The organism is candidate division WOR-3 bacterium, from assembly GCA_039803925.1.
In the GTDB taxonomy this organism is placed as follows: domain Bacteria; phylum Hydrothermota; class Hydrothermia; order Hydrothermales; family JAJRUZ01; genus JBCNVI01.
On the sequence record JBDRZL010000008.1, the window covers coordinates 1 to 13,732 of the forward strand.

13 protein-coding genes are annotated in these 13,732 nt (G+C 28.5%); 8 read left to right on the plus strand and 5 right to left on the minus strand.

Annotated elements, in window-relative coordinates; translation table 11 throughout:
• Nucleotides 1–38: 38 nt before the first annotated feature.
• The 4 genes from ABIN17_04660 (at nt 39) to plsX (ending at nt 2,760) form a co-directional block, all read left to right on the plus strand.
• Nucleotides 39–839 carry a hypothetical protein gene (locus tag ABIN17_04660; protein ID MEO0284348.1) on the plus strand — a complete coding sequence of 267 codons (801 nt, stop codon included), beginning with the start codon at nt 39–41 and terminating at the stop codon, nt 837–839.
• Between the two features lie 161 nt (nt 840–1,000).
• A complete protein-coding gene (locus ABIN17_04665) occupies nt 1,001–1,531 on the plus strand; it encodes a DUF177 domain-containing protein (GenBank protein MEO0284349.1) in 531 nt (176 codons plus the stop codon).
• 33 nt (nt 1,532–1,564) lie between these two features.
• Nucleotides 1,565–1,756 (plus strand): 50S ribosomal protein L32, encoded by a 192-nt coding sequence (gene rpmF, locus ABIN17_04670; GenBank protein ID MEO0284350.1) that lies wholly within the window; start codon nt 1,565–1,567, stop codon nt 1,754–1,756.
• 5 nt (nt 1,757–1,761) lie between these two features.
• Nucleotides 1,762–2,760 (plus strand): phosphate acyltransferase PlsX, encoded by a 999-nt coding sequence (gene plsX, locus ABIN17_04675; protein ID MEO0284351.1) that lies wholly within the window; start codon nt 1,762–1,764, stop codon nt 2,758–2,760.
• 4 nt (nt 2,761–2,764) lie between these two features.
• Here plsX and ABIN17_04680 read toward each other — a convergent pair whose 3' ends face one another.
• Both ABIN17_04680 and ABIN17_04685 read right to left on the minus strand, forming a co-directional pair.
• Nucleotides 2,765–4,078, minus strand: coding sequence for a tripartite tricarboxylate transporter permease (locus ABIN17_04680; GenBank protein MEO0284352.1), 1,314 nt, complete (start codon nt 4,076–4,078; stop codon nt 2,765–2,767).
• The gene (locus tag ABIN17_04685; protein MEO0284353.1) at nt 4,075–5,406 is read right to left on the minus strand and encodes an OB-fold nucleic acid binding domain-containing protein; all 1,332 of its coding nucleotides are present in this window, start codon (nt 5,404–5,406) and stop codon (nt 4,075–4,077) included. The genes ABIN17_04680 and ABIN17_04685 overlap by 4 nt, the downstream gene beginning before the upstream one ends.
• Before the next feature lie 64 nt (nt 5,407–5,470).
• Here ABIN17_04685 and ABIN17_04690 point away from each other — a divergent pair, with 64 nt between their 5' ends.
• On the plus strand, nt 5,471–6,073 hold the full coding sequence (locus ABIN17_04690; GenBank protein ID MEO0284354.1) for a flavodoxin family protein: 603 nt from the start codon (nt 5,471–5,473) through the stop codon (nt 6,071–6,073).
• The gene (locus ABIN17_04695) at nt 6,063–9,242 is read left to right on the plus strand and encodes a chromosome segregation SMC family protein (GenBank protein MEO0284355.1); all 3,180 of its coding nucleotides are present in this window, start codon (nt 6,063–6,065) and stop codon (nt 9,240–9,242) included. Before ABIN17_04690 ends, ABIN17_04695 begins: the two co-directional genes overlap by 11 nt.
• A gap of 20 nt (nt 9,243–9,262) precedes the next feature.
• Here the strand turns inward: ABIN17_04695 and mgtE are convergent, their stop codons facing one another.
• From mgtE to ABIN17_04710, 3 genes are read right to left on the minus strand one after another with little or no spacing between them, the layout of a single operon-like run.
• Nucleotides 9,263–10,648 carry a magnesium transporter gene (mgtE, locus tag ABIN17_04700; protein MEO0284356.1) on the minus strand — a complete coding sequence of 462 codons (1,386 nt, stop codon included), beginning with the start codon at nt 10,646–10,648 and terminating at the stop codon, nt 9,263–9,265.
• A gap of 25 nt (nt 10,649–10,673) precedes the next feature.
• Complete coding sequence (locus ABIN17_04705) at nt 10,674–12,269, minus strand: M23 family metallopeptidase (protein ID MEO0284357.1); 1,596 nt, start codon at nt 12,267–12,269, stop codon at nt 10,674–10,676.
• A 14-nt stretch (nt 12,270–12,283) separates the two neighbouring features.
• Nucleotides 12,284–12,880 (minus strand): hypothetical protein, encoded by a 597-nt coding sequence (locus tag ABIN17_04710; GenBank protein ID MEO0284358.1) that lies wholly within the window; start codon nt 12,878–12,880, stop codon nt 12,284–12,286.
• A 179-nt stretch (nt 12,881–13,059) separates the two neighbouring features.
• Here ABIN17_04710 and ABIN17_04715 point away from each other — a divergent pair, with 179 nt between their 5' ends.
• Together ABIN17_04715 and ABIN17_04720 are read left to right on the plus strand one after the other, a co-directional pair.
• On the plus strand, nt 13,060–13,308 hold the full coding sequence (locus tag ABIN17_04715) for a hypothetical protein (protein ID MEO0284359.1): 249 nt from the start codon (nt 13,060–13,062) through the stop codon (nt 13,306–13,308).
• Entirely contained in the window at nt 13,260–13,574 is a 315-nt protein-coding gene (locus ABIN17_04720; GenBank protein ID MEO0284360.1) for a hypothetical protein, read from the plus strand. The genes ABIN17_04715 and ABIN17_04720 overlap by 49 nt, the downstream gene beginning before the upstream one ends.
• Nucleotides 13,575–13,732: the final 158 nt, after the last annotated feature.

Below are 13,732 nucleotides of genomic sequence, written 5' to 3' on the forward strand. Positions count from 1 at the left end.
TCAGAAACCAGGCCACACTTTTTTAAATAGTAATAATCATGAACAAATGGGTACAAAAAAGTATAAAGTTAGCAAAGAGTGAGTTTTATTTAGATAAATTATTGGAAATATATCCTCCAGAAGAAATAAGTAGAGAAAAAATTCTTAACAAAGAGCAATTTCAGCTCTTGAAACAACTCTTTCAAGAAAAAAACTGCAAAGGTTTAGTTAAAGAATTAATCCATTTGAAAAAGCAGGGATTTAAATTTCCAATTGAAAATCCATATGTGAGTTTTTTAACGCATTATGAAGAAGCAATTGATAAAAATCCAAAAACCATTAAAAAAATTTGTGATAAATTGTTTGAAATGAATTTTAACGAATTAAGAGAAAAATTAGAGGCACCTAAAAAGGCTAGTAGAAGAATAGGTCCAATGTTTAAGGTTTGGGTTAGAAGAAAGTTTAATTTTTTAGACATTAATGAATTTAAAAATACAACCGATATAGCTTTTCTAAATGGAGGTGATAAATTCTTAAAAGAATATGCAATAAAAGAATTGAATTGTAAATTTAGAGAATTAAGCAAAGGATTAGATTTTGTGGCAAAGATTAGTAATAAATACATAATAGGAACTGCTAAATTTATTACCGATTTCGGTGGTTCGCAAGGTAATCAATTTAATGAAGCAGTGAGTTTGGTAAAAGAAACCATCTGTCCTTACAATGTAATAAAGGTTGCTATAATAGATGGTGTAGCATGGTTAGGCGGAGAAATGAAATTAACCCTTGAAAAACTCAAGAGCGATGAATTTTGTTTTAGTGCCTTATTATTGGAAGAATTTATAAAAAAGCAGCTATAGAAAATAATTTTTCACAAAAGTAAAATAGCTTCCGAATAAAGAAAAAATTTAAGTATTAAGAATAATGAGAAAAAAATTAGTGAGAGTGTTTTACCAGTTAAAAATGTTGTGCTATTCTACAAAATATTGCTTTTTTGTCTTTTTTGTATTATATTATAAAGATGAAAATTTTTCTAAAGGAACTTAAAGAAGGAAAAACTGATTTTTCTTATACTCTTGAAGATAAAGAAAGTGAAGAGTTATTTAAAGATTCTGAAATTAAAAGAGTAAATTTAAATTCTTCTGGATGGATACAAAGAAAAGGTCTTGACTATATTTTTTATTTACATGTTATAGGTTCCGGAACCTTAATTTGTGCAAGATGTCTTGATGAATTTCAATTTTTTTTCAATGAAGATTACACCTATAATATTTTTCTGGGAAAAGACCCTTCCATCTCAAAAAAAGAATATAACATTTCTGATAGGGATGTAGCATCAATTTATGTTGAAAATTATGAGCTAAATGTTTTACCATTAATAAAAGAAATTGTTCTTCTTACAATACCTATGAAGCCTCTATGTAAAGACAATTGTAAAGGATTATGCCCTGTTTGTGGAGCAAACAGGAATAATAAAAATTGTGGACATGAAACTAAGGAAACTTATTCCCCCTTTACTTATTTACTTAAAAGGATAGAAAAAAAAGAATAAGGGTTCAACCCCCATTTAAAAATTAAAAAAAAAATGCCCGTACCAAAAAGAAGACATTCCCGTGCAAGAGGAAGAAAAAGGAGAACCCACTATAAAGTAAAACCAATTAGTTTGTCAAAATGCCCCAATTGTGGAGAAGCTAAATTACCCCATAGAGTTTGCCCTCATTGTGGATATTACAAAGGTAAAGCTATAATCCAGATAGAGGAAAAAATCAGTTCTTAGTTTAAATGAGGATTGTTCTTGACCTTCTTGGCACAGATAAAGCTCCTTCTTCTGAAATCGCTGGGGCTGAACTCTTCTTAAAAGAAAATCCTAAGTCCTTTTTGTATATAGTTGGAACTCCGGAGTTTAAAAATCAAATAAAATTTAATGGAAGGTACGAGTTTATTGAGGCTGAAAATAGAGTCTATTTTGAAGAAAAACCTTCTGAAGTTTTAAGAACAAAAAAAAATTCCACGATAGCTATTGGTCTTTCACTTTTAAAAGAAGGTAAAGCTGATGCTTTTGTAAGTGCTGGTAATACTGGAGCAATTCTTGCCTACTCAATAAAGATTTTAGGGAGACTTAAAGGTGTTAAAAGACCTGCAATATGTGCCCTTTTCCCTACACATAAAGGTTTTTGTGCTGTGCTTGACGTCGGCGCAAATGCTTTTGTAAGGCCTTTATTTCTTTATCAATTCGGGGTTATGGGTAAGATATTTGTTGAGGAAATAATGGGGATAAAAAATCCAAAAATAGCTTTACTTTCAATAGGTGAGGAAGAAACAAAAGGAAATGAACTTATAATGAAATCCAAGGAGCTTTTTGAAAAGGACCCAAATTTGAATTTTATAGGATTTATTGAAGGTAATGAAATTTTAAAGGGTAAAGCGGATGTTGTTGTGACAGATGGATTTACAGGAAATACTCTTTTAAAATTTGGTGAAGGTGTTGTTGAGTTCACCTATAATTTTTTCCTTGATTCAATAGAAGGTTCAATAAAAAACAAAATAGGGTTTTATTTTATGAAAAATTCCTTTAAATCCTTTTTTAAAAAGGTGAGTTATGAAGAATTGGGAGGGGCCCCTTTGCTTGGAATTAATGGAGATGTTTTTATATCTCATGGAAGAAGTTCTAAAATTGCAATTAAAAATGCTTTAAAATCTGCTTTAAAATTTGTTGAATTAAAAATTAACGAAAAAATTGAAAAGTCCCTTCTTGAGTTTGAAAAGGTTGATATAGAATAAATTTTTAAAACCCCATTAGTTTTGAAAAAGACCTTGAAAAGGAACTCATCTGTATTGTTAAAGGAAAAATTAGAGCACCTAAACAATTGAGTCTCCTTGTTCCAAAAAGAGGTGGTAATAAACCTATGGAGCTTGATACGATAAGTATAATAATGCCTTTAAAACCTGTTATTAAAACAGTTAGAAATAATATGAAAATTATAACAATAATTGATAAGTTTTTGTAAGGTATTTTGTGAATTCTTTTTGCTATTAATTTCGACATTTTTATAGTAAAATAAAAGGAAATAAAAGAGGATAAAAGTATTACTCCAACCATTAGAAAATACTCGCTGTAAGATTTTGGACTGTAAAAAATGTTAAGCATCCAGGCAGCACCTCCTCTTCTTATATGAAGGAAAGGAACAAAAAAGAGTAAAAAACCTCCAGCATAATATAAAAATCTGTTTGCACCCTGACCTATTAAGAAAATATCATCCCCCCTTTGTGCTGTTGCATGACCTGAAAGAAAAGCTCCAATTCCTCCTGTTATGACTGGAAAAAAAGCAGCAAGTGAACCCCCAAGAGAACCTGCAAATATACCCCTTAAAATTCTTTGATAATTTGTTGTTAATTTATCTTCTATTATCTGTGGTGGTAAAATTGGATTTGTGATTATGTTAAGTATAAGCCAGGGTATTGCAAAGAGTCCCAAAAATAAAGGCATAAGATTTTGAAAGGAAGTTTCTGGATCCATTATCCCCCCTCTTAAGACTATATAACCTAAAATTCCGGAAAGGAAAAAAACAAGAATTCCAGCACTTAGAGAACCCCAGGCTTCTTTTAGTCTTTTAAGCCGTGTCCTTGATCTATCAGTTGTTCTTGGCCACTCAGAGAGCAACATAAAGGCACCTATGGAAGCTAAAATCCATTCCATATGGGGATTGAGTAGTTCTCTTATAGGCGGAAGAATGTAGGGTAAAAAGATAGAAAAAATTAATATTAAAAAAGATGCACCTAAAGACCCTGTAAGGGAAAGTAAAACTGCTTCATGAGCTCTTCCATACATCAGAAACTTCTGTGATGGCAAAAGGTAAAATAAAGTGGAATCATCATTTGTAGAAAAATATATCGCAGGTAAAATTCCTGCAAAAGTATAACTAACAATAGATCCTGCAAAAAAATAAGGTATAAGATCTAAAGGTAAAAAATTTGTTTGAACTTCAAGGAATATAAATAAAGCTAAAATGTTGTAAATATGAAGTGCAGGAATCCATGAAAAAAGTATTCCTGTTATTGTTCCTGCAAGGGAAATTAAAAAAGGATAAATTAAATTCATTTTAAAGGTATTACATCATCCTTAATTCTGGGTACAAGCTCAATTTTACCTTTATATTCTTTTAATTCTCCTACAACAATAATATTATCCTTCTCCTTAAATGAACCTTTTAAGTCTTCCCATAAATCACTCCATATCCACACAGTTAATTCACCTGTATCATCTTCAAGAATTACTCTTGTTCCTGCTTTAAATTCTTTAATCTCCTTTATATTTCCCTTTATTTTTAAAAATTCACTGATGTTCTTTTGAATTGCCTCATTTATTTTATATGGATTTTGTGGATAAGAAATTATTTTTAAACTTTTAACATTTTTTTCAATTTTACCTTTGTATTCCTTTTCGTAAACTTCAAACTCAACTATGGAACCTGTAAGAAGTTTAATTGATTCACCTTTATAATTTTTTTCAAGTGTGCTTTTCCATAAGGTAACTTCCTCAATTCCCTTATCAGTTTTAATTCTGAACCTTATTCCTTTTTTAAAAGTATAGCCTGATAGAATTTCACCTTTTAACTTTAAATTTTCATTTTTTTGAGCATATTTAATTTCCTTTTTACCTATAATACTTATGTCACTAACATAGTGGGGTATAATTTCTGGTTTATCTTTATATAGAAAAACTGCTCCCTTTACCTTTATGATAGTTCCTTTTTCAAGAGATAGAATTTTCTCTTTTTCTCTGTAATAAAAGGGAATAAAAACTGTAATATTTGCGTCCTCGTCCTGTATTCTCAAACCTATTGAATTATTCCTATACTGGGTAATTGAATAAATATTTCCTTCTGTTTCTATTCTTTTTCCTGTAAGGGTATCTGTTATATCTTTAATTTTTACATTTTTGGGTTCCTGTATTTTTATTTTTAAATCCTTTCCGTTATTGATAGTTAAAATAAAATTTTCTCTTGCATAAAGTGTTCCTGTAACAAAAACAGAATCAGAAACCGAAGGGTATAAATCCTTTTCTATAAGTTCCTTTGCAACATCTCTGAAAGCCCTCACTTTAATACTACCTGTTCCATCATTAAGCCAGAAGGAAAAATATCCTCCCTTTTCTTCCTCATAATAAGGTGAGGATTCAACAATTCCCTTCATGCTGACTTTTGCAAAATTCATTGTAGGTTTAAGATCTTTAACCTTTACATAGGGTGCAGCTTCTGTTCTTGCTGATATAAAAAGAAAAATAACACCACCAATAGCAAGAAAGAGACTTATCCATCTTAAGAATTCAATTCCAACAGGTTTTAATTGTTCCTCGCCACAATATGGACATATGTCCTTATTACCTATATATCTTCCACAATTGAAACATATTATTGTTTTTTCCATTTTTTCATTTATTATAAGACATAAATAATTTGAAAAAAAATTGTTCTTAATCTTAAAATGTTCTATGCTAATACTTGGAATTTCGGGCTCACCGCATAAAAAGGGAAAAGTTACAATATTATTAAATTCTGTTTTAGAAAAAGCAAAAGAACTTGGTTCTGAAACAGAAATTATTTTTCTTACCGATTATCCTATTACTTACTGTATGGGATGTTATTCCAAAAATGTGATGGATTGTAATCCTGAAGTTTTTAAGGGAGTTTTGCCAGCAGTTTATGAGAAAATATTGAAAGCCGACGGAATTGTATTTGGAACCCCGGTTTATTGGTTTGGACCTTCAGGATTGATGAAAAATTTTATTGATCTTTTAACAGCATTGGAAAATATTGAACCTTTACTCGCAGGTAAAGTTGTTTCTTGTGTTGTTTCCTGTGAGGAGGATGGAGCAATAAGCACAGCTTCCTCTATTATTATTCCTTTAAATTTTATGGGAGCCATAATCCCCCCTTATTCTATTACATATGCTGTAGGACCAATTGAAGAAAATATGGATACACTTTTAGAATGTGAAAGGATTGCAAAAAATATGGTTGAAACAATTAAAAGGACAAGGGATTTAAAAAATGACTTCTGGTTCAGACCTTTAAAGAAAAAGAATGAAAATTAAAAGTATACTTCTACATGGTTTTAAATCCTTTTATGAAAGAGAAGAAATAATTTTCTCAGATAAAATATCTCTTGTTATTGGACCAAATGGTTGTGGAAAAACTAATATTTTTGAGGCTATTAGATTTGTCCTTGGAGAATCAAGGTTAAATAAATTAAGGGTAAGAGAACTAAAAGAGCTAATTTTTGCAGGGAATAAAGAAAAAAAAGCTTTGCCCTATGCAGAAGTTACAATTGTACTGAAAAATGATAAAGGTGAAAGTAAATTTACAAGAAGGGTTTACAGAGATAATTCGCAGGAGTTTTTCTTGAATGATGATAGAATATCTGAAAAACATTACAAAGAAGAAATTGAGAGTATTTTTGGTAAAAAGAGTTATTCCCATTTTCAGTGGGAAGATGTTGAAGAATTAATAAGGAAACCAAAGGAGAGAATAAAAGAAATGATTTTAGAAGCCTGTGAACTTTTTGATTTTGACCATAAAAAGAAAGTTATGGAAAGAAGGCTTGAAAAAGCAGAAAGAGAAATTAAAGCTTTTGAAATTGTTATTAAGGATAAAGAAGAAAGAATAAAGAAACTTGAGGAGGAAAGAAAAAGGGCTTTAAGGTACAGAAGCCTTCAAGAAATTTTAAAGGAAAAGAAATTGCTTCTTGTTAAGGCAGAATATTCAAAACTTTTGAAAGATAAAGCAAAGAAGGAAAAAGAATTGAAAGAAGATGAAGAATTTTTTAAAAAACTTGAGGAGGAAATTTTTATTTTAAAAAAAGAAATTGAAGAAATAAAGTCAGAAAGAGAAAATTTATCTAAAGAGGAAGAACTGTTAAAGAGTTTGAAAATACCCTTAGAAAGTAAAAGAGAGAAAATTCTTTCAGAACTTAACAGAAAATATGGTGAGTTTTCAGGCTTAAAGGACAGAGAAAATTATCTTAAATTATTAATAGAGGAACGAAAAAAAGAAATTGAAAAATTAAAGGAAGTTTTGAGGGATAAAATAGCTTATGAAGAGATTGATGAAACCAGTTTAGAGAAAACTGAAAGAGAATTTTTTGAAATTTCAAAGAAAGTAAGGGAAATTGAAGGTGAATTTTTAAAGTTAAATATTAAAAATGATGAGTTAAATATGAGATTAAATAATATTTTAAAAAGAGAAGAGGATTTAAAAAGAGAGATAATAGAAATGGAAAATAAAAAGAAAATTAAAGAAAATGAAATTGAAAATCTAAAGAAAGAGAGAGAAAAATTAGAGAGTATTTATATTGAAATTGAAAAAAAATATGAGGAACATTTAAAGGAAGAAAAATTTTTAACAAGCACCATAGATAAAATTGAGAGAGAGATAAACATATTAGAAGGAGAACTTTTGAAATTAAAATCAGCAAGAGAAGTTGATGAAAATCTATTACCAGAGCTTTCCTTTTTATCTTCTTATATAGATTTTAGCAAAGAAGATAAATTTATATATGTTATTGATGACTTGCTTGAAGCAAAAATTTTAAATAATGAAAATATAAATGGTATAGAGAAATTCCTTGAAAAGGGAGGGAAAATAATAATTGAAAGAGAGGAATTTAAGGGTGAAATGCCACTTTTTTTAAAACGAAAGGAAGGAATAGGTGACCTTTTAAATACGAGATTTTTAAATTTCAAAGTTTTTAAAAATTTTAAAGAGGGAATAACTGCATGGAAAAATAAAGAATGTGATTATATGGTTACCGAAGATGGATTTGTTATTACTAAGGATGGTGTTTTAAGAAAAATTTTTACTCAAAAAATTGAAAAAAATAAAAGAATTACAGAAATAGAAAAAATGTTACCTGAAAAGAAAAGAAATTTAAAAGAAATTAAAGATAAACTTGAAAGTTTAAAAAAAATTATTGAAAAAATTTTAAAAGAAAGAGAAAATATAAGGGAAAACCTTTTTAAGTTAAATTTAAAAATAAATGAAATAAATTCAGAAATAAACTTTTTATCTCTTAATCTAAAAAAACAAAAAGATGGTTTAGATAAAATAAAAATGGATTCAGAGGAAATAAAAGGAGAGAAGGAAAAAGTTTTATTTAAAATTAAAGAATGGGAAAAAGAGTTAAAGGAACTCAAAGATAAAGAAGAAAATTTTTCAAAAAAAATCAATGAAATTAATTTAATCAGAGAAAAGTTAAAGGAACTAAAGAATGCAAGGGAAAAAGTTGAAATATATGAAAAGTCTTTAAAGGAAAGAGAAGAGGAATTAATTGATGTGAAAGAAAGAATGAAAAATCTGGAAGAAGATTTAAAAAAACTTGAATCTGAAAGAAAAAAAATAGAGGAGGAGCTTTTTGAAATAAATAAAAGAGAAAGTGAACTTGAAGAAAAAATTAAGTCAATAAATGATAAATATGAGGAAAAAAGAAATATTTATCACATAAAGGAAAATAGTATTGATAAAATTTCAGATAAAATTATAAAGTTAAAACAAGAAATTGATGAGATTGAAAAAAATTTAGAATTCTACCCAGATAATATTGAATTTATCCCTGATAATATTTCGATTAAAAAAATAAAGGAAGAAATTGAAGAAATCGAAAGGGAGATTTATTCAATGCATGATGTTAATTTACTTGCTGATGAAGAGTATAAAATTCTTGAAAAGGATTATTTTGAAAAGATAGATGCTTATAAGGACTTAAAGGATAGTATCGATAAATTGAAAGAATCTATAAGAATTATGGAGGAAAGGGGTAAACTTCAATATACGGAATTTCTTGGACTTTTCAAAGAGGAATTAAAAAATGTTTCCTCTGTTTTAATGGGGGGTGAGATTAAAATAAAACCTCTTGATGAAAAGAATATTCTTGAATCCGAGCTTCTTATAGATGTTTCTCCCAGCGGAAAGAAAGTAAGGTCAGTGCTTTTGCTTTCTGGAGGTGAAAGGAGTTTGTTTGCTCTGACAGTTTTATTTACCCTTGCCAAACTTTCACCTTCAGTTTTATTTGCTCTTGATGAAGTTGATGCTGCTCTTGATGATGCAAACACTTTGAGATTCAGAAGTTATGTAGAAAAATTGTCAGAAAGCTCACAAGTTTTAATCATAACTCATAATAAAAGAACAATGGAGATAGCAAATAGAGTTTATGGAATAACAATGGAAAATGGGGTCTCCAAAATATACGGGATTAAATTTGAAGATTAAACAAATTTTTCAGCTTTAGATTATCGTAATAATATTGCAGCTACACTAAGATATGAGAAAGTCCCGAGAATATCTGCTATTGTTGTTACAAGAGGAGCACTGGCAGATGCCGGATCTTTCTTGAATTTAGTTAGGATAAAAGGTAAGGATAGCCCAACTAAACTTCCAATCATAACATTTATAATTATAGCAAGAAAAATACAAAATGTTATTATTAAGGATTTGCTTCTCAATATTCCTATAAAGGAAATTCCTATACCAAGAGTTATACCAAGTGAAGCTGATACTAAAATTTCCCTTAAAATTAAATAAACATAGTCTTTTATTTCTACATTTTTTAATGCCATTGCTCTTATTACAAGAGTTGCAGACTGGGAACCAGCATTACCTGCAGTATCTATAATAACTGGTAAAAAAGTAACAAGAACAATATACTTTGCAATAGTTTCTGTGAAGTTATTAATAATTCCACCTGTTATAAGATTTATAAAGAGTAAAAGTAAGAGCCAGCCAATTCTACTTTTATATAATTTAATTAGTGGAATTTCCTTTATTTTTGTTATTAATTCAGGTCCAATCAAATCAGGATGAATTGCCGAAATCTTTGCAATATCTTCTGTTTGCTCTTCTTCCATAACATCCATAATATCGTCCACAGTGACAATTCCCAAAAGGTGATTCTCATTATCAACAACAGGAAGAGAAATTAGGTTATATTTTTTCATAATTTCAACTGCTTTTTCCTGGTCCTCATAAGGACTTATTGATATAAAGTTATAATCAAGTAATGATTCAATTTTATCATCAGGGTTTGCAAGTATAATTTTTCTTAAAGGTATATCATCAATTAAACGAAAATTTTCATCAACGACATAGATCATATTTATTGTTTCTGCATCTACACCTTTTTTCCTTATGTGCTCTAATGACTTTCTTACTGAAAAATCCTTTCTTATTGCTACATAATCAGGGGTCATAAGTCTTCCAACACTTCCTTTAGGGTAACCTAAAAGTGTAAGTGTTTCCTTTCTTTCTTCTGGTGGTAAGAGATTAAGAAGTTTTCTTGTAAGAGAAGGTGAAACTTCTTCAAAAAGGGATGTTCTGTCATCAGGAGAGAGTTCTGATAAAATAATTTTTATCTCCTCATCTTTTAAACCCCTTATGATTTCCTCCTGAACTTTGCTATCGAATTCTGAAAAAACTTCTGTTTGCAAATCTTTTGGAAGCATTAAAAAGATAGATATTGCCTCTTCTTTTTTTAAATCTTCAAGTAGTTCTGCTATATCTGCTGGCTCAAAACTGCTTAAAGCTGTTTTTAATTCTCTATAATTTTTATTTTTTATAAGCTCTTCTATCTCAGGTTTTAGAAGTTCAGCAAGGGATATTGTTTTTCTTCTTTTTTCCATTGGTTTTTAATTATAAATAAAATTTTTAAATTTTGTAAATTATTTTTCCTTCAAATTTTGAAAAATTTCCGCTTCTGTCCTCTGCATATATTTCAAATTTGCTTTCCTTTTTATTTATTCTCCTTTTAATTACAACTTTTGCTTTTCCTGTTAAAGGGTTAAAACTTGTAGGTTCCCATTCACCATCAAGGTAAAACTCTATATTTTTTACTTTAAAATTGTCCTTTACCCAGAATTTAATTTCAAAATTGGAAGGATTGATATAGTAAATTTTATTTGCAATTATTTCGGGTTTTAAGGTGTCAATTCTCTTAAAAAATTTTCCCCAGGAATAGATTATAAAAACTGAGTCAGAGGAGAAAAAATCATATTTATTTTTAAATCCATTATTTACTAATATAACCTCTTTTTCCTTTTTGTTTTTTACCTTTATTTCGAGAGGATTTTTAAAAAGTATTTCTGCAGAGAATATAAAAAGGGTATCTTCTTTTTCTTTGAAAAATAATGGGTAAGGGAAAAATTGAGTTTCCTTATTTATTTTTATTTCATATTTTTTTAATTTAATATTGTAAGATTTTTCCGGTAAAGGAAAAACATATGATAAATCATTCAATTTTCCATAACTCCCAGGGGAAAGTATAATTTTTTTCTCAGTTGAGTCAATAAATACAATTCCGTCAAATACAAAATAGGTATTTTTTCCCCTTTTTAGATGTTTTGAGTTTTTCTTTTTTATCCAGAATATCAGGGAATCTTTATTACCTTTAAAGTCATAAACAAGAATTTTAAGATTTGTTAATTCCTTTTTTAAACTTATAAAAGTATTCCCAGTCCATAAATTATTCTGTAAATTAATAGGGTGAATATAACTTGATGAAAAGGAGTTATTACTACTTGTATAAAGCGCCCTTGCAATGAAGCTATTATCAAAATTTATGCTATCATATTTTAAATCACATATAAGTGTATCTGAGAGATAAACTTTTAGTCCGTAAATAGCCATTCTGTCTGAATTTTCAGATTGTAAATCATAGGCAGATATCCAAAGGAAAAAGTCAGAGGTTATATAAAGTGTTTCGGGAAAGGGTTTTTTGAATTCATAGGGTGCAAAACTTCCAAAAAGTAAACTTTTACCTATAGGGTATATTTTTATTTTATCAATAACTGGTTTTATTGTATCTTTGATATCAAAAAAATATAAAGGGTTTATAGGTTTATTAAAATTTCTTCTTGTTTCAAGGTGTATATGAGGTATAACTGTTCCACTGTTTCCTGAAAAAGCAAACCTCTCATTTTTTTCAATTTCTAATTCTATATAGAGGTCAATTTCATTTTTTTTGATTTTTTTCTTTTCAAAATATACTTTTTCTTCTATTTTTTCATCAAATTTATCTAAGTGTGCATAAACATATATTAAATTTTCATTATTCTGTATATAAATTGCTTTTCCGTAACCTTCCCATTTATCAACAATTCTAACAATTTTACCAGAAAAAGGAGAAAAAATGGGTATTCCATTTTTTTTATATGTGGAAATATCAATACCTGTATGAAATCTTATACCTCTGTTTTCAAGAAAAGATGATGTAAGTGTTTGGGTAAGAAGGAAAAGAAAAAGCATTTATAAATTTTATCTTATTTCTTAAGACCTATTCCAATGTAGAATCCATCGTAAAAATTATTAGGACCACCTATATATTTAGAATAACCGGCTGAAATTGTTTTATTTTTACTTAAATTTAAATTTATTGAAAAGGTGTTTATTTGAGGATAAAGATAGGTATAAGAAAGTGTCAATAATTCGGGATTATAAATTCCAAGCAAAACTCCTACTTTAAACATATTTGGAAAACTTAAACCACCTTTTAAACTTAAAATAAACATATCTGAAGGCATAGATAATTTTAAAAATAAATCTCCGTAACCCCAGAGACCTGCTTGAGATTTTTCTCCTTCTACTTGCATGCTGTAAATTGCAAATGAATTCTCTACACCTGTTGCAATATTTTTTGTAAATCCATAATAGGCACCACCTGTTAGCTGCAAACCGAGTGCTTTATAATCTTTACTACTTGTATAACCGCATCCACTCTCTGTGTATCTTCCCTTCATATAATATCCATTGGCTCCGAAGTAGAAATTTCCTCCCTTTTCAATCGCTGCCTTGTCATAATTGACAGGCATTACACAGTAATAAATTAAAAAGGGTAAAGAAATTATTAATTTTTTCATAATTTATTATAATAAAAGTTACAGATTGTTTTCAAATTTAAAAATAGATTAAATTTATATTATGATTTTAAAAGAAATAAAGGTAAAAAGTATTTTATCAAAATCAAAAGTTTACGAATATACTATAAATCCTTATGTCGGCTGTCAATTTGGGATGTATTTACTGTTATGCTCAATTTATGAAAAAGTATACTGGTCATAATGAAAAATGGGGAGATTTTGTGGATATTAAAATTAATTCAGCAATATTACTTGAAAAAGAAATTAAAAAGAAGAAAAGAGGAGTTGTTTGGATAAGTGGTGTTTGTGATCCTTATCAACCAGTGGAAAAGAAATATGGCTTAATAAGAAGGATTCTTGAAATTCTCTCTAAAGAAAATTGGAGTGTTATAGTGCAGACAAAGTCTCCTCTTGTTTTAAGGGATTAGGTTTTTCAATTGGAACAGCAGATGAAAATATAAGAAAAATCTTTGAACCCAGGACAGTGAGCATAGAAAAAAGAATTGAAGCTTTAAAAAGATTGAAAGAGGAAGGTTTAAGGACTTATTGTATGGTAGCGCCTCTTTTACCTTTTGCTTTTGACCTTCATCAAAAACTTAAAGGTTCTGTTGATTATGTAATAATAGATAAGATGAATTATCATTATGCGGATCATATTTATAAAAAGTATGGGTTAAAAAAAATGTTAATATAAATTTACTTATTGATTTATTTAAGAAGGAAAAAATTAACACCTATCTTGTTAAATAGTTATTTTTTGAAATTTTTTAATTTTCCATCAAGGTTTAAAAGTAAAGAATTTTCTGCTTTTTTTTGATTCATGTAATTTCTCTGGGTATATTTTTTATTTTA